General features: G+C 68.9%; 20 protein-coding genes and 5 pseudogenes. 7 read left to right on the plus strand and 18 right to left on the minus strand.

The window, feature by feature from the left end; translation table 11 throughout:
- Positions 1-177: 177 nt before the first annotated feature.
- From ACFU6I_RS41160 to ACFU6I_RS41175, 4 genes and pseudogenes are all read right to left on the minus strand, one after another.
- Positions 178-624, minus strand: a pseudogene (locus ACFU6I_RS41160) (SDR family NAD(P)-dependent oxidoreductase); the annotation flags it as partial.
- Between the two features lie 807 nt (positions 625-1,431).
- On the minus strand, positions 1,432-2,274 hold the full coding sequence (locus ACFU6I_RS41165) for an alpha/beta fold hydrolase (RefSeq protein WP_384377397.1): 843 nt from the start codon (positions 2,272-2,274) through the stop codon (positions 1,432-1,434).
- 4 nt (positions 2,275-2,278) lie between these two features.
- Positions 2,279-2,500: pseudogene (locus ACFU6I_RS41170) on the minus strand (dihydrofolate reductase family protein); the annotation flags it as partial.
- 186 nt (positions 2,501-2,686) lie between these two features.
- On the minus strand, positions 2,687-6,949 hold the full coding sequence (locus ACFU6I_RS41175; RefSeq protein WP_384377401.1) for an HAD-IC family P-type ATPase: 4,263 nt from the start codon (positions 6,947-6,949) through the stop codon (positions 2,687-2,689).
- A 280-nt stretch (positions 6,950-7,229) separates the two neighbouring features.
- On the opposite strand from ACFU6I_RS41175, the gene ACFU6I_RS41180 reads away from it, so the two are divergent.
- Complete coding sequence (locus ACFU6I_RS41180) at positions 7,230-7,547, plus strand: hypothetical protein (protein WP_384377404.1); 318 nt, start codon at positions 7,230-7,232, stop codon at positions 7,545-7,547.
- 62 nt (positions 7,548-7,609) lie between these two features.
- Here ACFU6I_RS41180 and ACFU6I_RS41185 read toward each other — a convergent pair whose 3' ends face one another.
- From ACFU6I_RS41185 to ACFU6I_RS41220, 8 genes are all read right to left on the minus strand, one after another.
- Entirely contained in the window at positions 7,610-7,747 is a 138-nt protein-coding gene (locus tag ACFU6I_RS41185) for a hypothetical protein (RefSeq protein ID WP_384377407.1), read from the minus strand.
- Positions 7,748-9,357: 1,610 nt separating this feature from the next.
- A complete protein-coding gene (locus tag ACFU6I_RS41190) occupies positions 9,358-9,696 on the minus strand; it encodes a hypothetical protein (RefSeq protein ID WP_384377410.1) in 339 nt (112 codons plus the stop codon).
- A 94-nt stretch (positions 9,697-9,790) separates the two neighbouring features.
- Positions 9,791-10,882 carry an SRPBCC family protein gene (locus tag ACFU6I_RS41195; RefSeq protein WP_384377413.1) on the minus strand — a complete coding sequence of 364 codons (1,092 nt, stop codon included), beginning with the start codon at positions 10,880-10,882 and terminating at the stop codon, positions 9,791-9,793.
- A 6-nt stretch (positions 10,883-10,888) separates the two neighbouring features.
- On the minus strand, positions 10,889-11,614 hold the full coding sequence (locus ACFU6I_RS41200) for a histone protein (protein WP_384377416.1): 726 nt from the start codon (positions 11,612-11,614) through the stop codon (positions 10,889-10,891).
- A gap of 7 nt (positions 11,615-11,621) precedes the next feature.
- Entirely contained in the window at positions 11,622-11,780 is a 159-nt protein-coding gene (locus ACFU6I_RS41205) for a hypothetical protein (protein ID WP_384377419.1), read from the minus strand.
- A gap of 72 nt (positions 11,781-11,852) precedes the next feature.
- Positions 11,853-12,413, minus strand: coding sequence for a GvpL/GvpF family gas vesicle protein (locus tag ACFU6I_RS41210; RefSeq protein WP_384377422.1), 561 nt, complete (start codon positions 12,411-12,413; stop codon positions 11,853-11,855).
- A gap of 443 nt (positions 12,414-12,856) precedes the next feature.
- Positions 12,857-13,012 (minus strand): DUF6131 family protein, encoded by a 156-nt coding sequence (locus ACFU6I_RS41215; protein ID WP_093899206.1) that lies wholly within the window; start codon positions 13,010-13,012, stop codon positions 12,857-12,859.
- Between the two features lie 562 nt (positions 13,013-13,574).
- Positions 13,575-13,769, minus strand: coding sequence for a hypothetical protein (locus ACFU6I_RS41220; RefSeq protein ID WP_384377425.1), 195 nt, complete (start codon positions 13,767-13,769; stop codon positions 13,575-13,577).
- Positions 13,770-13,923: 154 nt separating this feature from the next.
- On the opposite strand from ACFU6I_RS41220, the gene ACFU6I_RS41225 reads away from it, so the two are divergent.
- Positions 13,924-14,127, plus strand: a complete 204-nt coding sequence (locus ACFU6I_RS41225; protein WP_384377428.1) for a DUF6207 family protein — start codon at positions 13,924-13,926, stop codon at positions 14,125-14,127.
- Positions 14,128-14,709: 582 nt separating this feature from the next.
- On the opposite strand, the pseudogene ACFU6I_RS41230 reads toward ACFU6I_RS41225, so the two are convergent.
- Positions 14,710-15,483, minus strand: a pseudogene (locus tag ACFU6I_RS41230) (NAD-dependent epimerase/dehydratase family protein); the annotation flags it as partial.
- A 530-nt stretch (positions 15,484-16,013) separates the two neighbouring features.
- Here ACFU6I_RS41230 and ACFU6I_RS41235 point away from each other — a divergent pair.
- The gene (locus tag ACFU6I_RS41235; RefSeq protein WP_384377431.1) at positions 16,014-16,220 is read left to right on the plus strand and encodes a hypothetical protein; all 207 of its coding nucleotides are present in this window, start codon (positions 16,014-16,016) and stop codon (positions 16,218-16,220) included.
- 444 nt (positions 16,221-16,664) lie between these two features.
- Here the strand turns inward: ACFU6I_RS41235 and ACFU6I_RS41240 are convergent, their stop codons facing one another.
- The 5 genes and pseudogenes from ACFU6I_RS41240 to ACFU6I_RS41260 form a co-directional block, all read right to left on the minus strand.
- Positions 16,665-17,780 (minus strand): PP2C family protein-serine/threonine phosphatase, encoded by a 1,116-nt coding sequence (locus ACFU6I_RS41240; RefSeq protein ID WP_384377434.1) that lies wholly within the window; start codon positions 17,778-17,780, stop codon positions 16,665-16,667.
- Complete coding sequence (locus ACFU6I_RS41245; protein WP_384377437.1) at positions 17,774-18,205, minus strand: hypothetical protein; 432 nt, start codon at positions 18,203-18,205, stop codon at positions 17,774-17,776. The genes ACFU6I_RS41240 and ACFU6I_RS41245 overlap by 7 nt, the downstream gene beginning before the upstream one ends.
- A gap of 190 nt (positions 18,206-18,395) precedes the next feature.
- On the minus strand, positions 18,396-19,034 hold the full coding sequence (locus ACFU6I_RS41250; protein ID WP_384377440.1) for an IclR family transcriptional regulator C-terminal domain-containing protein: 639 nt from the start codon (positions 19,032-19,034) through the stop codon (positions 18,396-18,398).
- Positions 19,035-19,178: 144 nt separating this feature from the next.
- Positions 19,179-19,241: pseudogene (locus ACFU6I_RS41255) on the minus strand (hypothetical protein); the annotation flags it as partial.
- Positions 19,231-19,476, minus strand: a pseudogene (locus ACFU6I_RS41260) (beta-ketoacyl-ACP synthase); the annotation flags it as partial. The pseudogenes ACFU6I_RS41260 and ACFU6I_RS41255, both read right to left, overlap by 11 nt.
- Here ACFU6I_RS41260 and ACFU6I_RS41265 point away from each other — a divergent pair.
- From ACFU6I_RS41265 to ACFU6I_RS41280, 4 genes are all read left to right on the plus strand, one after another.
- The gene (locus ACFU6I_RS41265; protein ID WP_384377452.1) at positions 19,448-19,942 is read left to right on the plus strand and encodes an aminotransferase class I/II-fold pyridoxal phosphate-dependent enzyme; all 495 of its coding nucleotides are present in this window, start codon (positions 19,448-19,450) and stop codon (positions 19,940-19,942) included. The pseudogene ACFU6I_RS41260 and the gene ACFU6I_RS41265 sit on opposite strands and share 29 nt — an antisense overlap.
- Positions 19,921-20,439 carry an aminotransferase class I/II-fold pyridoxal phosphate-dependent enzyme gene (locus ACFU6I_RS41270; RefSeq protein ID WP_384377443.1) on the plus strand — a complete coding sequence of 173 codons (519 nt, stop codon included), beginning with the start codon at positions 19,921-19,923 and terminating at the stop codon, positions 20,437-20,439. Before ACFU6I_RS41265 ends, ACFU6I_RS41270 begins: the two co-directional genes overlap by 22 nt.
- Positions 20,440-20,637: 198 nt before the next feature.
- Positions 20,638-20,841, plus strand: coding sequence for a hypothetical protein (locus tag ACFU6I_RS41275; RefSeq protein WP_384377446.1), 204 nt, complete (start codon positions 20,638-20,640; stop codon positions 20,839-20,841).
- A gap of 835 nt (positions 20,842-21,676) precedes the next feature.
- Complete coding sequence (locus ACFU6I_RS41280; RefSeq protein WP_384377449.1) at positions 21,677-22,600, plus strand: hypothetical protein; 924 nt, start codon at positions 21,677-21,679, stop codon at positions 22,598-22,600.
- The last annotated feature ends 612 nt before the right edge of the window (positions 22,601-23,212 follow it).

Genomic DNA, 23,212 nt, shown 5'->3' on the forward strand with positions numbered 1-23,212 from the left:
TTCGACAAGACCTCCGCCAGCTACCTCGCAGGGCTCCACCTACGCGGCTCCCTCATCTGGATCCGCAGCCTCCGCCCCACCGAGTGATCTCAACCCGGAACAGGCCCTAGTCCCCCCTCATCCGTGCCGGCCGAACGGGCGGTCACGCGGTCGGGCGATGCGCCCCCCGGAACCTTAGGCGATCATGCGGCGCGCGACGTGCTGCGAGCTGTCGAGGTTCAGGGTCACGTGTCCAGGTAGGTACGGGCCGATCAGGTCGACATCGAGCACTTGCTGGACCCTCGAGTGCTCCAGGTCGAGGAAGCGCGTGGCCGTACCCGTGCCCGCGCAGTTCACCAGAACGTCGACCCTGCCCAGTTCATCCGCGAGCGCGCCAACCACCTCAGCGCCGCCCGGCAGGTCAGTGAGATCCAGTTGGGCGAGTGCACACCGGCGGCCCTTCTCCCGGACTTCTCGCGCCGTTTCCTCGGCACCCGCCCGGTCTCGGTGCCAGGTGATCCCCACGTCCATACCCTGGGCCGCCAGCTTCACAGCGACGGCTCGGCCGATCCCGGAATCTCCGCCCGTGACCAGCGCGACCGGTGTCACGGGCGGATTCCCGCCGTCAAATGGGTCGTAACTCATCGTTCATCCTTGGAGGTGCACGTCTCCCTTCCAGAGCGTGTTCCCCGCACCCCTGCCACGGTCACCGGATGCCCACAGCTGTCTGCGCGGAGGTCGTAAAAACGACCAGCAGTACCTGTCGCGTCGCACCATGGGCGTCGCGGCCCGCCATTCAGACGGTCGGTGACCATGATGTCCAGCCGGCTGTGAACACAGCCGCCAGAGCCAACGGGTGGAACCCACCGAGGCTAGGCCACGCGATCCCTGTCATGAGTACACGAGCTGGGAAAGTCCAACAGTTCTGGTGTGCGGCTTGAAGGAAAATCATGGTCCAGAAGATCCACGAGGCCATGACGGAGGATCCTGCCGTCGTGTCGTCGCTGACGCCCGTAGTGGACGCTGCCCAGCTGATGCTGACGCTGGTCTGCGAACGGGTTGCAGGCATGGCTGTTGCCGGGCGAGTTGAGCGGCGCACCCTCCCCCAGCCCGCACACCACGCTCTTGAGCCGCTCAATGAGCACGGGTCGGGGGCGCTGCTCGGTGTGGACAGAGCTTCGCCTGGTCGACTGGCTGGCGGGGCGCGGCCGCGCCGGGCGCGGGGGTGCGGGGACGGCGGCGGGACCGGGGCACAGGGGTGCTCCCACGAGCCTCTCAATCGTCACGGGAAAGGACGGGATATCGGGTCCCGCCGTGCACCGGGCGCGGCGGGACCCGATGTGACTGAGCGCGCCACTTGGCCACTTTGAGGGTTCCGGTTGACTGCTCGCACAACGGCGCTCGGTCTCTGCAGGGGTGATGACAAGTGTTCGAAGAACCCACGCGCGTCGTCTACCCGAGCGTGAGCATCGCCTCGGTAACCTCGCCGACCGCCGCATCGGGGATCGCAGTGGCGGCCTCCTTGAGGACGAGCAGCCGCGCCCCGGAGATCTCGCGCGCGATTGTCTCGCCGTTGCCGACGGGGAAGAACCGGTCGCGGCGGCCGTGGACGACGAGCGTGGGGACCACAATCTCGGGCAGACGCTCCCGCCAGCGGGGTTTGCAGTCGAGCCTGGAGAACACCATGCCCATCTGGTTGGCCATCTGGACCGGGGGTGCGGTGCCGGGCGTGCGATCCCAGATGCGCGCGGCGATCGCGCGGGCGGCGACGGGGTCGTCGCCGCGGATCTCCGCGCCCGCGGCGGCGAACTCCGCTACCGCCTCGCGGTCGGTCCAGTCGGGCATCGGATGCGCGAACAGTCGGCTCATCGTTGCCTGGTCATGGTCGGGGAGGTCATCGTCGGGTGGGCCAGGGGCAACCGGGCGGGTGCCAACCAGGGTGAGCGCAGAGAACGCGTCCGGATGGTCGAGCACGGCCACCTGGGCAACCATTCCACCGACGCCGATCCCCGCGAGGTGCGCGGGCCCCCCGCCGAGCGCGTCAGCAAGGGCCGCCGCGTCGGCGGCGAGGTCGCGCAGGGTGTAGGCGGGCGCTTCCGGATCCGTCGTCGTCGACTCTCCGCTGTCGCGCAGGTCGTAGCGCACCACGCGGCGCCCGCCGGCGGCGAGGCGCTCGCACAGCGCGTCGGGCCAGGAGAGCATCGTCGTCCCGCCCGCGAGCAGGACGAGTGGTGCGTCGTCGTCACCGAACGACTCGATGCCCAAGACGATCTCATTGGCGTTGACCGTGGTCATCGGATCACCCCAGGACGTCGTAGGTCAGGTGCGTCGCGGTCGATGTCGGGGTCACGCTCCGCTGCACCAGCGTGCGCGGCGCTGTGCCGGTGAACAGTGGCGTCCCGGCACCCAGCACGACGGGCGCGAGGTGCAGCGTCAGCGCGTCGACCAGCCCGGCGTCGAGCGCCGAGCCGATCGTGGCGCCGCCGCCCATGAAGACGACGTCGAGGTTCTTACCGCTGTCCGGGCCGGGGTCGGGCGCGGTGACGAAGCCGTCCAGGGAGACCGAGATGTCAGCGATGATGCGAGTCATGCCAGGGCAGACCCGATCCGCCGCCCAAACTCATCGCTCACACACGAAGCGTGTGCCGGACGCGGTGTGTTGTCGGCGCGGTCGGGGTGCCACTCCATCGCAGACCGCGTTGGGGGCTCAGTCCATGCCGGGAATCGCTGGGCGGATGCGCTCGACCAGCTGGGGGAGGAAGAGTGCGCTCGCCGTGGCCGCAGCCGCGGCGGAAAGGGCGATGCTCCAGGCGATGGGACCGATGGGCGTGCAGCCGAAGAACTGGCTGAGGACCGGGGTCTGGACGACAGCCGCCAGTGCGGCCATTGAGCCGAGGGAGGAGAGGACGACCGCCGGGCTACGGCCCCCGACCAGGAGCGTCTGGCCGAGTTGCGCGCCCACGAGTGCAACGAGGGCGACGGTGCGGGCACGGGTGGCGCGGCCGGTGAGACGCGCGGCGAGCCAGCCCGTCGTGGCCCCCAGTGTGGTCGCCGCGGCCCGGCACACCATCTCCTCGGTCAGGGCCGTGCCCAGCGAGGCTTCGGGTCCCTCTTGGAGCATGCGTTCGGCGGCCTCGGGCTGTGGCGGGCGCAGGGCGACGGCCATGGCCGGGACAAGGTCGGTGAAGAGGTTGACCAGCAGGAGCTGGCGGGCCGTCAGGGGGGAGGTCCCGGTGGCGGCCGTGCCGAGCAGAGTAAACGCGATCTCGCCAAGGTTGCCGCCGACCAGGATCGCCAGGGCCTGTCGCACGGAGGCCCACATCGCGCGTCCCTCCACGAACGCGTCGAGCAGCGTCTCCAGCCGGTCGTCCGTGACGATCAGGTCGGCCGCCGCTCGCGCGGCAGGCGTGGCCCGCGTCCCGAAGGCGATCCCGATGTCGGCGAGCCGGATGGCGGGCGCGTCGTTGGCGCCGTCGCCGGTCATCGCGACGGTGCGGCCGAGGCGTTGGAACGCCTGCACCACACGGACCTTGTGCACGGGGGTACCACGGGCGACCACACCGACGTCGGGCAGCAGCTTGTCGAGGGCGCGGTCGTTCAGATCGTCGAGTTCGGCACCTGTCACCACCCGCCTGCCGTCCAGGACGCCGAGTTCGCCGGCCATCGACTCGGCGGTGCCCGGATGGTCCCCGGTGATCATCACGATGTGCACCCCGGCGTCCGCGAGTCGGCGCACCGCGTCACGGGCGGTTCCGCGTACCCGGTCGGCAAACGCGAGAAAGCCGAGGAAGTCGAGGCCGTGCACCGTGTCGTCGGTGAGTTTGCCGCCGGGCGCGTCCCGGCATTCGGCGACCGCGAGGATCCGGTGGCCCTGGGCCGCCAGCTTCTCGCCCGCGTCGAGGATGGCTTTCCGGCCCTTGTAGTCCAGGCGTCGGCCGTCGCGGGTGGCGCAGCGCTGAACAATCTCTTCCGGTGCTCCCTTCACCGAGAGGATTCGACACTCGCCGCAGCGGCCTCGCGTCGCGTGAAAGCCACGGCTTGGTTCGAACGGCAGGTTGGAGGTGCGCCGCCAGCCTTGCGCCGACGTCGTCCGGTGCACTCTCGCCTCCTCGGCGCCCTCGGTGACCGCGCCGTCCGTGGCGTGCTCCAACTGCCCTCCGTGGTGCGGGTGTGGTGTCGCCCGCAGCGCGGCCGCGAGGACGGCGCGCTGCTCGTCCTCGAGACGTTCGATGGGGAGGCTGTGGCCGTCGGAGGCCACGGCGACGAGGGCGATCCGTCCGTGGGTGAGTGTTCCCGTCTTGTCGATGCACAGGACGTCCGTGCGACCGGCCGCCTCGATGGTGCGGGGGTGCCTGAGCAGAGCTGCGTGGGCGGACAGCCTTCTGGCAGAGGCGAGTTGGGCGGCGGAGACGAGGAACGGCAGCCCTTCGGGCACGCTGGCGACGGCCAGTCCCACACCCGCCCCGATGGTGTCCCGGATGGGACGCCCTCGCAGCATGCCCGCCGCGATCACGGCGGCGGCAGAACCGAGGGCCACGGGCAGCGTGGTCCGGGTGATACGGGCCAGTCGACGCTCAACCCCGGCGGAGGGTGCCGCGCCGCGCCCACGTTCCGCGGCGCGGCCCGCCTCTGTGGCCGTGCCGGTCGCGACAACGACCGCCCGGCCGCGCCCGGCCGCCACGGTAGTGCCCTCGTAGACCATGGACGTACGGTCCCCGAGGTCCGAGGCCAGAACGGGAGCCACGTCCTTGGCCACCGGCAGCGACTCGCCAGTCAGCACGGATTCGTCGACTTCCAGGTGGTGCGCCTCCAGCAGACGTCCGTCAGCCGGTACCACGTCGCCCGGGTTCAGGTTCACCACGTCGCCCACGGCCAGTTCCTCGGCCGGGGCGGTGGTCTCCTTCCCGTCCCGCACCACCTGAGCCATGATGGCCGACTCCCGCCGCAGCTGGGCGATCGCGCGGTCGGTCCGGTATCGCTGAGAACCGCCCATGAGCCCGGACAGGGCGGTGACCGCCACAATGACGATCGCGTCGAGGACGGCACCCACGGACGCCGACATGGCCGCCCCGGCGCCGAGGACGGGGGTGAGGGGATTGACCATCTCGGCCAGGTAGGCACGGCCGAGCGAGGTTGTCGGCGCCTGCTCGCCGGTGGCCGTGGCCCGCGACCGCGCCTCCTCCGACGTCAGCCCGTCGTCGCTGCCGCCGGTTCTGGAGAGCGCGGTGGCCGGGTCCATCGCATGCCACGGGTGTCGCGAAGCCGTGGTCGCCGGAGGGGGGCGCCGAAGCAGCCGTACGGCCGCCCAGACCCCGACCACGAAACCCAGCGCGGCCGCCGCGTTGAACGCCGTCACGCCCCGGTCGGCCGGGCGCCGCGCCGCTCCCGCCAGCACCGCCGTCGCACCGACCGCGGCCGCGGCCTGGGAGAGCCACACGCCTCGGCGGGCGGTCTGACGGGCGGTGCGGCAGGCCTCCACGATCACCACGGCTGACGCGAGATCGCCGTCCATGTACAGGTCCGCGCCCCAGGGCGGTCTCCCCTGCGGGTCTGCGAAGCCCACGCCGACGTCAGCGGCCAGGAGCGCGCGCCGGTCGTGCGAGAGCACCAGCACGCCCTCACCGTCGCGCTGCAGGGCCCGTACGGATTCGAACAGCCGGTCGCCGCCTCCCTCACTGACAGCGTCGGCCTCCCGTACCGACGTGTCGCCGGTGTACGTACCCGCTGTCACGACTTTGAGCCCGGCCGCGTGGGCGGCCGGCACGAGGGCGCCGACGGCATCGTGCATCTCGGGCACTACGCCGATGACGGCGAGCAGGCGCTTGCGGTGTGCCAGACCCAGTACGAGGCGCGCGCCCTCGTGCTGCACACGCTTCTGGGCCCGCTCGCCAGTGCGGCCCTGCAAAGTCAGACGCTCGATCGGCCCGAGCTCCCACTGCCCGTCCCCTTGCACGGTTTCCGGGGCGGAGCCGTCAAAGAGGCGGTGGGCCGTCGCGGCGAGCTCACCCGTGGGTGCGTCCTCGTCGAGGGCAACGAGATCGGCCGGCCGGTGGGACCCGGTTACCAGCGTGTCCGTGTCGAGCAGTACGACGCCGATCCGGTCCAGTCTGCGCAGCGCTCCCGGATCAGCCGCTACGATTCCCCGACGGGCCAGCCCTCTGCCGAAAACGCAGGCGAAGCCCTCGCGCGCCAGGGGCGGCGCCTTCGGGATCGCCGCCAGCGCCGCGCCGACGGCCCGCCCGGGGTGCCGGGTGACCAGCAGCGATCCGGCGAACGACGCCGTCGCCACGGCGAGCGCCTGATCCGCGTAGCGCTCGATCGGTCCCCGCTTGAGCGGCACCTCACGAGCAGGCGGCTCGGGTACCGCGCCATGCCCCGCTGCCGCGGCGCTGCCCGTGAGGCGCGGCTCGGCCGCGGCCCAGGCGGCAGCCTCCGCGTCACCCTCCATCGCCCGTAGGGCATGCCGAAGCGTGTCCACGCCGACCCCGGCGAGACCGCCAGAGCCGGCCTGGCCCATGGCGGTGATCGAGGCCAGGAGAATTCCGGCGTTGTCGGCGCCGACCGCCCGCTCCACGAGAGACCGTAGCCGGGGGTGGGCCTCGACCAGCGGCGCAAGCGCCGCGATGCTCGCAGGAATGGGGGTGTGGCGCGTCAAACCAGCCAGCGCGGCTACGGGTGCGGCGGCCACGTGCAGGGCCATGGCCGTAACGGACCGGCGAGCCGTCCCGCCCGACACAGGGTGCTCGGACAGCGGATGCGCGAGGCCGTGGGCTTCCTCCACCGCCTTGACCGCCTCAACCAGAGCGTCCGCCATCGTGTCAGCCTCGAACTCACCGTCGGTACCCACGACGGCATGACCGAGCACGGTGTTCACCACCGCCCACTCCACGGCAGGGAGGGCGGTGAGGCGTCGCTCGACGTCCTCGGCCACCTTCGCCGCCGCTTCCTCGGGCAGGTCGCCTGGACGCAACCCGCGAACCGCGACGTGCGCACGCCTTCCGAAGAACCGAATGCGCCCCCGAGCCTCGTCCTGAAGCGCACCGGCCACGGACGACAGCACAGCCCGCAGCAGTCCACACCCCGGCAGTGCCACCTCGCGTCACCTGCTTCCTGTGGTCCGGCACCCACTGCACGTGCACGTCAGGCCCGTAATCCCCTTCCATCGCAACGCTTTCCCTGCGCACACGCCACCGCAGGCGCGCGATAATGGGACAGGCACACCGCACCGACTCCGATGAAAGGAGGACGGGATGGGCAAGACAGCGGAGTACACGCAACAGGAAGCTCACGCGGGCGAGGACACTGGTCTGCACCTGCACACGCGCACCTTGCATCCTTCGGTGCCGATTCCGTACCTCACCAGGGAAGAGATGACCAGCACGGCCCGAGCGGCGACGGCACGACTAACGGGTAAGCCACCCGCCAAGGATCTCGCGTTCTACGGAGGACTCGGCGCCCTGACCGTGGCAGGGGCCCTGGAATGGCCGGTCGCCGTGGCCGTCGGTGGTGCCACCTGGCTGCTACGCAGCGGCCGGAAGGAGAGGCGTGACACGGACGCCCAGCCGTAGGAGGTCCTAGCGCACGGGAGGTGCGGCGCCCGGTGGTGGTAAGACTTGCCGGCGCCGGATGGCTACACGGCGGCCGGTACGAAGGCCGTGCGTATGGAGCGTGAGCAAGTGGCCCACAGCTCCCACACGAGGCGCAGGATGATTGCCTCTGCAAGGGCGACAGCGATCTTCATCGCTACGGCTGCCAGGAATTCGGCCATGGTGGCTGACTTTCTGTAGATGCGGCATCTGAAACCCGATAATGCATCCCTTTCCTCCATCATGGGCGCCTCCCGGGCATGATTTGGGCATCTTACAGATGAACAAACGATGTCGATCATGGCGCCAGGACTGTTTACGCCAACAGCCACTCGATCGCTGAGCGGCCGCGGAGCTACACACAGCCCCCGGCCCCCACGCGTTCCCTTGGCTCCGGCGCAAAGAACGGCGGCCGACCAGCGCAAAGATGGCGACCTCCATCGCGAGACGATGCCGACGGGCACGAAGCTCGTCGGGCGGACCTCAATGAGTCACCGGCGAGGTGAACGAGGAAGGCGGCTGGCGTCTGGGAGCGGCCAGCGTCGTGGACCAGACGAACAGCGCCGAAGGGCGCGATCTGGAAGGCCGCGGCTTCACGGACGTCGAGACCACCTCCCCACTCCGACGCTGCCGGCATGGCCGATCAAAGCCGCCCCCTGCTCCTGGCGGACGCTACACGCGAGCAGCCTTGTCCCACACCTTCACGAGCAGGTAGCGGTTGTGCGCAGCAATGAATTGATCGCGAGGACCTGCGCGTACAGTCGCCACGGAATCAGGGATTCTGGGGGTCGATTCCGGTGTATGCCTCTGCGTCCTTCCCCCACTCGGTCGGCGCGTAGGGCCCTGCGGTCCCATGTCCCGCATACCCTTCTCGTCGGTTTCGGCGGCTCGCTGCTCACCCCGACGCGTCTCACTCTCGACCTCGCTCGCCGACGGCACTGTCTCCTGCCCGCCAGTTTCCTTGTTGCGGTCCTCCTTCGGCGCGTAACGCTCGGGGTGGAATGACCGGTGCGCACTCTCGTTTTCCCGCTGCTCGGTCTGATCGATGTCGGTTGACCAACCGTGCTGCTCGGCTCCCTTGTGCCGACTGGGGCCTTCGCCCATCTTCGGTTGCGAAGGGAGCGCGCCCGGTGCAAGAGCGTCGTTGAGATCACCGTTGTCAGCGTTGTCGGTGACTTCGACGACTGGTGGCCGGGGGCCCCACCGGCCACCGCGGGCAGGGACGGCACCCCGCGTCATACCCGCGGAGCAGCAGTCCGCTCCCTCACCCTGCGGGGCAGGACACTGCAAATGCGTTGGGTACGCGTTCGCCGATACGGGCCCGCCTTTTCGAAGCAGAGCCACCTCTGGCTCTGGACGGACCTCGGACGTCAACGGCCGTCCATCGCCGCATCCCCGCCGTCCGCGAACGGCTCCAGGCCGTGCACGAACTCCTCTCCCATGGATGACCCGTTGCGTGGAATCAGCCGGGATTTTCAGCTCGGCTACTACACGATCCGACGCCATGCCAGAACTCCAGATGTCGACGATCTGCTGTCACGGTCACTCCCGCCGGACGCTGCTGGACGACTTCAAGCCGTACATCTACAAGAGGTTCGCTCGTGGGCTGTCACAACGCCAGCCAGCTAAATTTTCCGGGAGCCCGCAACCAGGTTTTCGAGGCGATCTCAGTGTCGTCAGCCGGTACATCTGTCAACGGCCATTGAGATGCCCAGGTGGGTGGCCGTCGAGTGCCTGGGCTGGTGGCCATCAGAAATCCATGCTTGTGGCCAGCGGTGTTCCTGGGGCCGGGTCAGGTCAAGGGGACCACTCCCTTGCCGGCAAGGGCCTCGGCGAGGCGGTGCGAATCGCCGGAGGTCGTCACCAGGTGAGCGTGGTGCATGAGGCGGTCGGTGCTGGCCCCGGCAAGTGTCTTGGGCATGATCGTGTCGAACCCGGCGGGGCCGGCCTCCTTCAGCCAACGCCCGGCTCCCGGGCCGATGCCTACGAACGCGACCTCCGCCTCCGAGCGCGGCTGGAGCCTGGGCTGGTGAACTGAGCGGCCATCGGGGTGGTCGGGGTAGTGCGCATCGATGATCTGCGGGACGCCGGGCGTGGACAGCTGGTGACGCCAGATCCTGCGGTGGATCACGACCCATCTGGACAGACTGCGGCCCGACAAGATTGGTGGTCTGCGGCCCCGAAACGAGGTAGGCCCCTGCCTGAAGCCAATTCCAGTCACGGCGTCACCTCTGTCGTTTTTGCTTCCTGGACGGGGTTACGTCTTCTTCCCCTCCTTCGCCTTCTTCTTCCTCGTAGTCCCCTTCGCCTTCTTCTCCCTCGTAGTCCCCTTCGCCTTCTTCTTCCTCGTAGTCCCCTTCGCCTTCTTCTCCCTCGTAGTCCCCTTCGCCTTCGCGTTCGCCTTCGTCTTCGTCTTCGGGCTCGTAGTCCTCGGGCTCCTGCTCGTAGTCCTCGTCCTCGGGCTCCTCGCCTTGCGCGTCCTCCTGCTCGGCGGCCTCTTCTTCTTCCATGGCGTCTTCGTGGGACACGACGACTTCACCGTCCCGGATTTCACCGCGCCAGCCCTCGGGCTCTTCCTGGGTGAGGGTGACGTATCGCTGAAAGTTCTTGAAGTCGAGTCGCATTCGGCGCCCTTGGGCGCGCCACAGGTTGCCCGTCTTCTCGAAGAACCCGGACGGGTAGTACTCGACGACCAGGACGATTCGAGTCAGGCTGGGTGCCAGCTCATGGAAGCTGACCGCTCCACGGGTAGTTCCCTTGGCTCCCTCGGATGTCCAAACGATGCGGTCGTCGGGAATCTGTTCTTGGACAGTCGCTTTGAAGCCGCGCGAGGAAGGGCCGACTTTGACCTTCCAGTTGCTGGACATCTCATCGGTCTTCGAGACGTCGCGCACGCCCTTCGCGAAGCTGCTGAACCGGTCGTACAGCGTCCAGTGGTCGTACGCGACACGCAGGGGCACTCCCACATCGAGAGCCTCGATGATGTTCATGACCTTGCGGCCGCTCGACTTGCGTTTTCCCTTTCCGCCGCCGAACGCTTCCTTGGCCTTCCCCACGACTTTTTCCTTGACGCCCTTGGCTTTCTCTGCGACGAATGCCTTCAGCGGGGATTCGCCCTGGAGAATGCGGGAGCCGATCGCGGGTAGCGATCCGCTCTCGGCCACATCAGTGAGCTGCTCAGTGACATCGGTCAGTTTGTCGCCCGCCTTCTCGGCGAGCCTCTCCACCTGTGCGCTGAGGAAGTTGGACGCCTCTTCGCGCAGCCGGTCCGCACCCGACATTTGTGCCGTGGGCTGGTCTGTTTCCGTCCTGGTCATGACTGGCTACCTCCGACGCTCGGAGCGCTTGGAAGCTGCTTGCTTCGACGATGTCGTCTTCCGGGCGGCGGACTTCTTGGCGGGAGCAGTTTTCTTCGCAGCCGTCTTCTTCGCCGGAGCCGTCTTCCGGGCCGCGGACTTCTTGGCGGGAGCAGTTTTCTTCGCAGCCGTCTTCTTCGGCGGGGCCGCCTTCCGGGCGGACTTCTCTCGGTGGGCGGGAGCGGCCTTCTTGCGTGCCGCGCCCCCTCTGGGCTGGGCTGATTGACGAGAACTACGCCGCCGCTTCGGCTGCCTCTCTTCCGGCTCTTCCTCCTCCTCTTCCGGCTCTTCCTCCTCCTCTTCCGGCTCTTCCTCCTCCTCTTCCGGCTCTTCCTCCTCCTCTTCCGGCTCTTCCTCCTCCTCTTCCCCCTCATCCTGCTCCTCGCCGAGCCTGGCCGTGCGGTCGCTGAGGGCGTCGGCCAGCGAACTCATGCCCCGGTCGGCGGCGGCAGCCACTGCCTTACGGCCTGCGTCGAAGACTTCCCCTTTCAGCTGCTCCTGCAGCTCGGCGAACTGGGGAATCTCTCCAAGCCTGCGCATCCCTTCGGCGGCAAGCTGTCGGGGTTCAAGGCCGAATCGTCTCCCTGCCAGATACGTCGCAATCGTCAGCGCCAGCCGGCCCTTCTTCGTCCGGCCCAGCACATAGCCGCCCACTACTGCGGCCGCGAGGGTCACCTTGGCTGTGTCATCCATGAGTGCGTCACCTTCGATCGCTCGGTGCGGGGCCGACTGCGCGGCATGCAGCCGGTCGAGCAGCCTTTCCTCTTCCCGGTTCGAACTCCTCCGTGTTGATATCTCCGTCTTCAAGCTCCCGGTTCAGTCCAGCCAGGAGGGCACGGAGCACTCCTGGGTCGTGCACCTCGTGCTCGGCAGCGACGCTGAGCTTCCGCCACCCAGATCACAGCGCGGACCGGTGCGACGGGGAGCGTGATCAGTCCCATGTCAGACTCCGGCCGCCGGCACGTGAATGCCTGCAGCGGCGACGAAGTTGCAACAGGACAGCGGGCCCGCAAGACAGCTCGATGTGTTCGCGGTGCGCGCTTCCGAATCGCTCCGCCGCGCCTCGGAAGTCGTCGCTTGCGCCGCGGTTGACGAGGAACGACACGTTGAACACGCACCCCTGGGCGTCCGGTCCGGCGGCCACCGCACGGGCCATGGCTGTGAGCTCGCGCAGAACTCGAAGGCTGACTTCGGCGGCCCTGCTCTCAAGAGCAGCCGCCACTGCTCCGCCCAGCCGGAGGCTGGCTTCATAACCGGGACGCCGACGTGCGTCCTCCCGCAGCGGCCAGACTTTCTTGTCCTCCACAAGGAGACTTGCAAGCGCGTTCTGTGCCGGGAGTGCCTTGACGTTGGCCTCGACCGCTTCGGAGAAATACTCCAGTGCAGCAGGCGTGCCGTCTCGCCAACAGCGTCGAGAACTGTGTTGCGGAGACGCCCTCCCGGCCCGCGCAGCGGAGGCTCGTCGAGAATGACCAGGGTCTTGTCGCCCCATGGCCGGATGTCGAGGGCGATCCGTGCCGTACTCAACGGCTCTGCGTGCGCTTCGCTTTCCGGCGTCCGCGGCGCGTCGAGGCGACGGACCGTCGTGCGTCCGTGGAACTCCTTGGGCCCCGCACGTGCCGTGTATTTGGTCGACGATCCGTCTTCCGGCCAACGCCTGTTGCCCGGGGCGGAGTCGAAGGTCCCCACCGCCCAGTCCGCGTAATGGCTCTCATCCTCCAGAACCGCCCAGTGCACGGACGGTTCCCGGGCGATGAGCTGAGGACGTACAGCCATGTGTGCTCCCACCGGGACGCTGAATTCCCGACCCTGGTAGCAATCTGTGGGCTGGGCACCGATGCCCACGTCGAGTACGCGGCACCCGAACACACCGAGATCACAGCCGCCGCTGGACATCACATTGACCGCGTGCACGGGGAGCCGGAACAAGCAGCCCTACCAGTAATGCCGCCGACCGCCCACCGCATGCCCGACGGCACCCAGGATCCAAAGGACGATGCCGATCACGACAAGCACGACACCGATGGTCCACAGGATCGATATGCCGGCCACCAGACCGATGACCAGCAGAATGACGCCAAGGATGATCATGGCATCCTCCGTTCTCCCGGGCCTTTTCAGTATGCGCCTCACACATACACACGGCGATGCAGACCAGACGAAAGCCCCACAGCCGCCAGAACTCACACCATGTACGACGGGGTGGGCGAACAGTCCATGGACCGTTCACGGGCTACAGCTCTCCGCAACCTCAGTCCTCGGCGCATGTGTCAAAGGAACCGGAGAGATAGGGGAAGCGATTGGGGGGCGTCACCTGGCGGACAAGGGTCACACCGCCGAAGATCGCCTCAACCTCCCGGTGGTCGGCCATAAGCTCCTCAATCACGTTTCCGCCATGCCCCATCGCGCATCCGCCTCTCGTCCTGTCAGGGCTGGGTCCATCCCGCCCAGCAGCAGTGATACCCGCCCCGGCCGACTGTGCAGGCCGGATTCCTGCGCCTCACCCGATCGGAGACCGGCGGGTATCAGAGGCCGTCGGTGAGCAAGGCTGCGGCAATGCGGTGCACTCGGTGGACGATGCCCGGGGAGCGTCTCGCGAGCCTTGCCAGCATCGGCTCCACCGGAGGCCTCAGCGCCATCTCGCCCTGCCGGGTCAGCTGACGCGGTCCTCGGGGTGAGCCTGGGTCTGCAGCGTCCAGAACTCACCCGGGCAGTCGGTCGGGAGCGGGGGGAAGCGGTGCCCCTTCACGTCCGTGCTCCAGTGATGCTCGCGGCCGCAGTCGCATGCGTAGATCCCGCTGGCGGGCACGATCTCACCGGGATGCCACGACGTCTTCTCCTCGCTCATGTCCTCTGTCTACGACGGCGTACCGCACCCCGCCACCGGGCGTGGGACAGATGGCGCCGTCAACCACCCCCGCCGGCGGGCCTCACCTCGCTCGTACGGATGGCGTGCACGGCGCTGGCGAACCCAGCCGGACGATGGCCGCGTCAGAGTCGGCATGAAGATCGACGCCCAACACATCGACGAGCCCGGCCTCGTGGTTCTCGACATCACCGCCGCCGACGAGAAAGCCGCCCACGCCGTAATGGCCGAGCTGGAGCAGTGGTGGGCCACCTCCGGCATCACCCCCGTACGCAGCGAACCGGGAGCACCAGGGGTGCGGGCGCGCGTGTACGCCGACATCCGGCGCCCGGCACCATGACGTGCCCCTCGCCCTCGCGCCACGCTCACCCCCGGAACCCGTTCTCCTTGGAGTGATCGGCCCATGTCCGGGGCGGGGTGTGGCTACGGGGCCAGGGGCGTCCGAGCGACATTCCAGCGAGGCTCCGCGGAATCGGCGGCGCACCGGCGCACACGCGCGCGGCGCGATTCACAGATCACCAAGGGGGCCCACCAGGCCGTCAGCAGGGGCATGTCGAGAAGCCGGGCGCTGGTCGCCGAGGACCACGCGACCATGCCGGTACGGCGGCTCGTCCGGGCCGCCCGTCACCGCTCGTTCGCCTCTCACTCGCTGTCGCCGCAACTGCCCGCTGGACCGGTCGAGTCCCTCCTCGTCCGGGTGCGGGCTGCTCGGCCACTTCGCCCATGTGGTCGACGCGGGGGTCGGTGCTGCTGCCGATACCTCGTCCAGTCTGCGCCCCATCGGTTCGTCTCTGCGACGTGGCCGCGGGACACGATGGCTGCAAAGGACTCGGTGACTAGTAGCGGGTCCGCCCCGGAGCACGGGCACGCACGTGCTCCGGGGCGGATCTCGACCTGGCCGGAAGGGGGCCGGACGCCCCGATCAGCCCCACTGCTTCCCGGCGAGCGGAGCGGTGTCCTCGCCCGCGCCGCGGCGCACGCCGCTGAGGAACGACTCCAGTGCCTCCCTGGCTGTCCTGGCGGGTTGCCAGCCCAGGAGATCGTGCGCGCGGGCGCAGTCCAGGACCGGCAGTCGAAGCACCGCGTCGAACAGATATGGAGAGGCCGGGACGGCATGTATCCGCCAGGCAGCAGCCAGTGCGGTACGGACCACAGCTCTCGGTATCCGCACCACCTGGACTCCCAGCAGGTCCCCGAGCTCCTTGGCTTCGATCACCGGAGCCGCTGCCAGATTGAAGGGACCCCGGACGTCGTTGAGCACGGCCAGCCGATATGCCTGTGCCGCGTCATCCGTGTGGAGCGCCTGGAAGCTCAGGCCCTCCAGGTCGGGCACGAACGGCAGGAGGTCCGGGCGCAGCAGAGCACCTGGCACGTACCGGCCCGCGAAGATCCGTCGCTGCTCACTGGCCGCCGTCTGCTTGAAGAGGAATCCCGGCCGCATCCGGACCACCCGGATCTGAGGATGGCGCAGCTCGAAGGTATCCAGGACACGTTCCAGGTACGCCTTTTCCCGGCAATAGGCGGCGTCGGGCCATCCGTGAGTGGGCCAGTCCTCGTCCACGCCGGGTTCCTGCTTCGGACCGGGCGAGTAGGCGCCCACGGAAGACGCGTGCACCAGGGCCGGGACGCCCGCCTTCGCCACGGCATCGAAGACCCGCATGGACCCGATCACGTTGGTCTGCCAGGTGGCCATCGGGCTCCCACTGAGGCGGTCACGGCACCTTCCTCGCGACGCAACCATGAGCGGCTCTCAGGCAACGTGATCATCAACCAGAGATCCGCGAGAAGGGACGTCCATGCACGCAGACAGGCGCTGGGCCAGATCCGCCGTCGCCACCACAGGAGCGGTGATTCTCTTCACCACCGCCTGCCAGGGACTGTCAGCCTCGGCAGACGAGGACAAGGGCAACCCCGGCTTCACGGCCTTCCAAGGCAAGCCCTGCCCAAAACTCACCACTGTCGACAAGACCAACGGCTACCTGATCACCACGGCCGCCGGCCCGCACGAAGGCATCACCGTCCGCCCCGGCGGCGAACCGCAGACCGTCCTCGTCAAGCTCTGCAACACCACCGGCAAGGCACTCCGCGACATCGCGCTCTCCGCACAGGTCGAGTGGAACTACGCGGGCGAGCGGCCGCCCAAGCTGACGGTGGAACGACGCGAGGCCCCAAATGGCGACTGGCACCCCGTCGAGCTGGCCGTGGCCAACGACTACCAGCCAGCCGTTGACCGGCGCTTCCGATGCGCGGGACCTGCCCGCCCATGGCACCCGCACCGTGGAGTACCGGATCAGCGCCGCCAAGGACGCCCCCGCGGGCTGGGGAAGGTTCGATGTTCAAGCCATCCGGGCCGACGCGGATCCGCTCGACATGGAGGACATGCGGGGCGGCGGCCACGGAGGATTCCCGCTCACCACCGCCCCTCGCGAGTGATGGGCCCGACGGCATCCCACCTACGCGGTCCACGGGGAATCCCCACGATCGGGTGCAGGGCCCACACACGTCGACAACCGCGCTTCAGCAGGCCAGTGAATTCCTTCAGCCCCCACCTCAACGGCCCCGGTGTCCTCACGGGCGGCGGGCCGTCCCACGAAGTGACGTCACCAGCCTCCGGCCCACGGGCCCGGGGTGATCGACAGCTCGCGGCCGGCGAGCGGGCCGCCCAGGAATCGAACGATCACAGCGGTACCTCCATCCGGCGGGACTCTCCCGTCTCACCCCTTGGTGGGGCTCGGCACCCGAAGGACAGCACCGGGTGCCGGCTCTTCCGTCCCGGCTCCGGGCTGCCGCGCTGACGGCGGCGCGGCGGGCCCCGGCCGACACGCAAAGGCATGCGCCTGACACCACCCGCAGGGGGTCGTCGCCGGTCCTTTGGGTTCAGCGGCCTGGGGGCGGGGGCGGTCCACTGGGGTGGTGCTGGTGGTGACCACTGGGATGGAGTGGCAGGTGCGGCCGGTGGGACGGGGTGCGTTCGATGACCAGGAGGGCGGCGTCGTCGGCGGGGTGGCCGCCGATGTGGGCGAGCAGATCGCGGTGGATGTGGTGCAGCAGAGTGTCGGGGCTGCTGGTGGGGAAGGAGGCGACTCGTTCGGCAAGCGGGTAGAACGCTCCGGACGGTGAACGGGCTTCGATGACACCGTCGGTGTAGAGGACGAGCATGTCACCGCCTTCGAAGGTGAGCGGGTCGATGCGGTCGTCCTCGATCGGTTGTTCGCACACGCCCAGCGGAGGCAGGGGCTGTCGGGCATACAGGACCGTGACCCGCTGATCGTGCACCAGCAGAGGCGGGGGATGCCCGCAATTGATCATCTCGGCGGCCGACAGGTCGTCGGGGATCTCCAGGGCGAGGCAGGTGATGAAGTGCTCGCCGGGGTCGTGCTCGGTGTCCGTCACGTCCTCCAGGTTCCGGGAGACGCTCTCTCCGAGGGCAGTTACCAGCCCGGGGAGGGTGGCACGCCGGTGAGCGCCCTCACGGAATGCCCCCAGCACCAGCGAGGCCTCACCGATGGCAGCCAGCCCATGGCCCCGGACATCGCCGATGACCACCCGGGTCGCGGCATGCGCGGCGCGGGCGAACGCAAACAGATCACCCCCGATCTCGGCCTCGTCCTGCGCGGACATATACAGCCATGCCACCTGCAACGGCCCGATCCGGCGTGGCGGAGGCCGCAGCAGAACCCGCTGAGCCGTCTCCGCCACAGAGCGCGCCAGGCTCAGCGCCCGCTCGCGCCGCTCCCGCACAGACCGCATGAAAACCACCAAGGCGGAGAGCGTGGTCAGCGCGATGATCTGCGCCACGTGGTTGGTCGTGGTCAGTCCACCGAGGAAGACAGCGGTGAACACCTGGGCCGCCACCGCCAGGACCCCGGCGAGAGCAGTGAGCCATGTCCCGGCGAGGGAAGCGGTCAGAGCGGGCGCGACGACCAGCAGTGGGCCCAGATGGACATCGCGCCCGGTGTAGATATCCAGCGCGGCGATCGTCACAATCAGCACGAACGGGACCGCCACCAGCCCACCACCGGCTGGATGCTCCAGGAAGCGATCCCACACACGTCGCACACCCATATACCCCTTATGCTCCACCGATAGCGCACCCCCAGCCAGCCGACGAGCACGGGTCGGGTCTTCTCCCAGCCTTCCTGCGGCGGCCTCATCATCCTGTCCGCCCGCCAGCCCTGCCGTGACTTCCGATTTCGGAAGTACGGCTCCAGCACGCGCCAGTCAAAGAGACGGGTACGTCCAGCCTTCAAGGCCTGGTCCAAGGGGAGGGGCCGGTCCGAGTCGATCTCGGCGACATGCAGGAGCTCGGCGGGCAGGTAGGCCAGGAAGGGGGTGGCGACGCTCAGCACGCTGTGGAGCAGCGGTTCGGGAAGCCGGCGCCTGATCGGGACCAGGCGCAGGGCGACCGCGCCGCCCACCAGAATTCCACCGGCGTAGGACTGGGCGAAGGGTAATCGCCGTGCCTGTCCAGGAGAAGGGCCGCGCGTCGGTGGCGACATCTACGGCCACCGCCAGCAGGACTGTACGGCGAACACCCGCCGGCTCAGCCCCCCGCCCGGGGGTAGTAGCTAGCAGAACGCACCGGAGACGGGCGATAAGCACCGTTGATTAGTCCTCGATGAACGTGACCATCTCCTCGAGTGGCGCCCGCCCCGTACGGGCGTAATCCACCGTGACGTCCTCGAACCCGATCGACATGCCGCAGAAGAGGATGAGCTCGTCCGGGGGTGAGAGGACCTCCGCGACGGTCGCCTGTTCGTCGAGCCGCCAGTCCGGTCCGCGGGATGCCTGGACGCACCGGGAGACGGCCTCGGCCGCGGCGAGGACCGGTGGCGCGAGCCGCAGCGGCCGGAATGTCTCGACGGGCGTCACCACGCCGACGGCGGCCACCACGGTGCCCAGCGCGTCGCGGATCGGGGCCGCCAGTCCGGCCGTCTCCGGCGAGAGGGTGCCGACGGTCACCGCGTAGCCCTGCCGCCTGATCTTCGCCAGGGAGTGCTGCAACTCCCCGCTTCCCAGGCCGGTGATCGGCTGGTCCGCTGCTCCTGTGTTCGCGTGGGCCAGAAAGACCAGGCCCTGCGCGGTGGTGTGCAGCGGCTCCCGTCGGCCGCGAGCGCCCGGGGCCGACGCATGGTCGGGGTCGCGGGAGACGAAGCTCAGGCAGACGGTCTCGTCGCCGTCTCGGATCGCCAGGAGGGCGGCGGCCGCGGTCTGGCTGTGCAGGGCCACCAGGGCGGGCTGCGCCATCTCCGAGACAAAGGAAGAGCGCAGGGCGAGTGCGCCCGTCTCCCATAGCCTGAGGCCGATGATGTACCGCCCGTCCGCCGTCCGGCCCAGGGCACCCAGTCGGTGCAGCTTGGTGACGATGCGGTGGGCGGTGGCGACCGGGAGCCCGCAGCGGCGGCTGATGCCGCTGAGCGTCAGGACGCGGTTGCGTCGGTCGAAGGCGCTCAGGCATCGACTTGGTGGCGGACACCGCGAAGTGGTCGGTGTCGTCGCCGAACACCTTGCGCAGGGCGAGGATCTCGGCGATGTCGCCCTTCGGGGTCGAGGTGGCGTGCGCGTTGACGTGGACGATCTCGACGGGCTTGAGATCGCTGGTGTCCAGCAGGCTGGTCAACGCGGCGGCGATACCGCGGCCCGACGGTTCCGGCTGGGTGATGTGGTGGCTGTCGGCAGACAGACCCTCGGTGTCCGCCGCCCGCATCCTGTCCGGCAACCGCCCGTTGCACGAGGAGCTGGACCGGGCCCTGGCCGACCTCATCGGCGCCGAGGACGCGCTGACCCTGGTCAGCGGTCACGCCACCAACGTCACCGTCATCGGGCACCTGATGGGCCCCGACGACCTGATCGTGCACGACGCGCTCGCCCACGACAGCATCCTCCAGGGCTGCCGCCAGTCCGGGGCCGCACGCCAGCCCTTCCCGCACAACGACACGGCCACCCTGGACCGCATCCTCACCAACGTCCGCGACCGCTACCGCCGGGTGCTGATCGTCGTCGAGGGCGTGTACAGCATGGACGGCGACACCGCCGATCTGGCCGCGCTGATCGCCGTCAAGCAGAAGCACGACGCCCTGCTCATGGTCGACGAGGCACACAGCATCGGCGTGATGGGCAAGACCGGCGGCGGATGGCCCAGCACTCCGGGGTGACGCCCGAGGACATCGACGTCTGGATGGGCACGCTCTCCAAGTCCCTTGCCAGCTGCGGCGGTTGCGTGGCCGGACGACACGAGCTGATCCAGCACTTCCGGTACACGCTGCCAGGCTTCGTGTTCAGCGCGGGCCTGCCACCGGCCAGCACCGCCGCCGCGCTGGCCGCTCTGCGACTGATCCACGAGGAGCCCGAGCGGGTCACCCGGCTGCACGACAACTCGGCGCTGTTCCTGCGGCTCGCGAGCGAGGCCGGAGTCGAGGTCGGCACCAGCGAGGGCACCCCGATCGTGCCGTGCATCACGGGCGACTCCATGAAGGCGCTGCACCTAGCCGACCGTCTCTGCAACCGCGGGATAAGCGCCAACCCGATCCTGCACCCGGCGGTGGAGGAGCGCCTCGCCCGACTGCGGTTCTTCATCACCTCCGAGCACACGGAGGAACAGATCACAGCGACCATCCAGATCCTCGCCGAGGAGCTGGCCCGGCCGTTCTGAGACGGAGCCGCTTCCTGGCCGCCGACGGCCGTCTCCGCAGCCGTCGGCGGCCGGGAAGCCCCCGCGACCGCTCTGTACGCGGTCGCCACTCTCCCCCGATCCGCACCGGGGCTCTGCCCACGGATCCCCCGCCGCCGGGCGGCCCCGGTGCCCCTCTCCTCCTCTCGTTTCCCCCAACTCCTCCGGTGGCAAGAGCCCATGGCCGAACCGATCCGCGTAGGTGTCTTCGGTACCAGTCCGGACGGAAGCCAGTGCCTCACGGACGTGCACTGCCCTGCGGCCCCGTTCCGGCTGCACGACCTGTGGGTGCGCTTCGACGCGCAGTCGAGGCCGGACCACGCCGGGACGACCCGAGCCGTCCTGGCCGACGGCCGGTACCTGACCGACCTGTTCAGTCACTGATTCCCACTCCCCCTCCTCCTTCAGGGAGCCCCGATGACTTTCTCCGCGCCCCGAACTCCCCCTCCACGTCCGGTCGTCGACGAGTCGGCCGGGCCGTCGCTCGCCGTGCTGCTCTCGCACCGCGAGATGCTCGTCAAGGTAATGGCCGCGCCCCGCTCGGGCGACCGTGACGGCGCCGGTGTCCCGCGCCGGTATCGAAGACCTCGCCTATTTGTGGCCCCCCGCGATTCCGCTGTCTCGGCGCCCTCGGGATCTGCGACCGCAGTCGGACCGGTGCGGCTGCCAAGACCCTGACTCGCCACCGCACCCCGTCGCGCCCGTACGAGCGAAACGAACAACCAACAGATGGTCACGCAGGCCGCCGCCAAGGCGATGACAAACCAGCGCGTTTCGGCATCCCGGCCGATGCCCCTGTGCCAACCGGGTCGTGATCAAAACAGGAGGGTCTGAGTGCTCTCGTGCGGCCAGTAACCCAGAACCTGTGTGGCTTTATCGACCAGCAGTGACGTCACTTGCCGATGGGCTTGGGAGGTGCCCCGATCCACGGTCGGGCGATGTTGAGTTTGGGAGACACGGTGGCTGCTGTGAGCGTGGGGGTCGTGTCACCACTGGTCTCCGGCAGGCTTCTGCCCTCACGCTCTGCCGGTCGTGGCTCTTCTGGAGCTTGCCCAGTAGAGCTTGTACCAACCGTTGTCACCAGTCCCCCACGACCGTCGGCCCCGAATCGGAAGGACGGAGAAGGAACCCGGACCGGGGGCGGCTCGTCACAGGGGCAATACGGCCTCCACCTTTCACCGCACAGCCTTCGTCACCGCCACCGTCCAGGGGGACCCCCATGCGTACACGCGCCGCACGAACCGTCGATCTGCTCGTCGTATTCGCCCTGTTCACTGCCGGAACCGGTGCCGTCACCGCCTGCGGCAGCGAGAAGGCCAGAGGCGGCACACAGGTCCGCGACGCCGACCCGGCGCCCGAGTCGAAGGCCCGCGCCCGCCAGGTCGCCGATGCCTGGGACGGCTCCAAGGCCGCCGAGGCGTGGGCCAAGGGCTACTACCCGATGAGCGAGGTGGTCCAGCTGCCCGAGAACGCCTTCCGCAACGGAGACGACAAGCTCGCTTACGCGGCCCGGAACCTCGTCCTGCGCGGCGAGCTCCCCGCCACGTCGCAAAAGGACGGACAGGTGAAGTGGGAGAGCGGAGGCTCGCTCACGTTGCCCCTGATGGGGGCGCGGGAGGCGTTCGCAACTGTGGCCGGCGGCAGCACCGACGGACCACCACACCTCACCGTGACCGGGGTCAAGCTGGGCGAGATGTCCCTGGCCACCAGCCGTGGCCCGGCGACAGTGCCGGCCTGGTCGTTCACCCTGGAGGGCTACGACACCCCGCTCAAGCGGGTTGCCCTCAGCCCGTCGAAGCTCCCCAAGGCGCCCATCAAACCGGCCGGGGAAGTACCCACCGACGAACTGGCGCCGCTCGGCCGGATGATCGGGGTGGCTGGGGACGGCCGGACCGTCACAGTGATGGCCACCCACGGAGCTTGCGACGACGGCCCCGCCGTGGACGTGCTGGAGACCAGCGGCAGCGTAGTGCTGTCCGCATCTGTCGTCGGGACCAAGGACGGTCCCTGCACCAGCCAGTTGCTTGCGAAAGAGGTGACGGTGAAGCTGGACCGGCCGGTCGGCGATCGTCTCCTCCTGGACGCGTTCACGGGCCGACCTGTGCCGTACGAGAAGAACGGGCTCTCAGCCGGCCAGAGCTGAGCGCACAGTGGGTCGAGAAGGAGACCACTCCGCCGTACTCGCCAGAAGAACAGGCGATCGTCGCCGGCGGTCCCGAAGTCCTCGATGGAGGTTCCTTCCCGAGGCCGTAGTCATTCCGGCGCTCCCCGAACCGGTTCATCACCTCCCGACGCCGTGGCGATCCGATCTGGGAGCCCCGAGACCGATACTCCCAAGCCCGAAGGACCGCGCCCCGGGCCTACTCACTCAGCGGAACGCCTACGGATAGTCAGATCTCGCCGAGTAGCGCGCCGGAGGTCTGCCACGCCGGTTCCGAAGCCCGCGCAGCGGCGGTCAGGCGCGAACCAGGAGCACGACGCCTGCGGCGAGACCACGATGAAGATCATTCCGGGCAAGGCTCGGGAAAACTGAAGATACGCGTGCCCGACGTGCGGGTGAGGGCCGTGCCGGCACGTCGGAATCGGCAGCGGGTTCTTCGTGGCGACCGAGTGGCCCGGAGAGCGCATGAAGGACGCCGTTCAAAGCTGGACCCGCATGCCATGTCGGGACACGGCGGCGCCTCCGTGCGTAGCTCGCACGGAGGCGCCGTAAAGAGGGCCGGAATCAATGCGACCTGTGCGCATGCCCCTTCGC

The organism is Streptomyces sp. NPDC057486, from assembly GCF_042802415.1.
GTDB lineage: Bacteria > Actinomycetota > Actinomycetes > Streptomycetales > Streptomycetaceae > Streptomyces > Streptomyces yanii.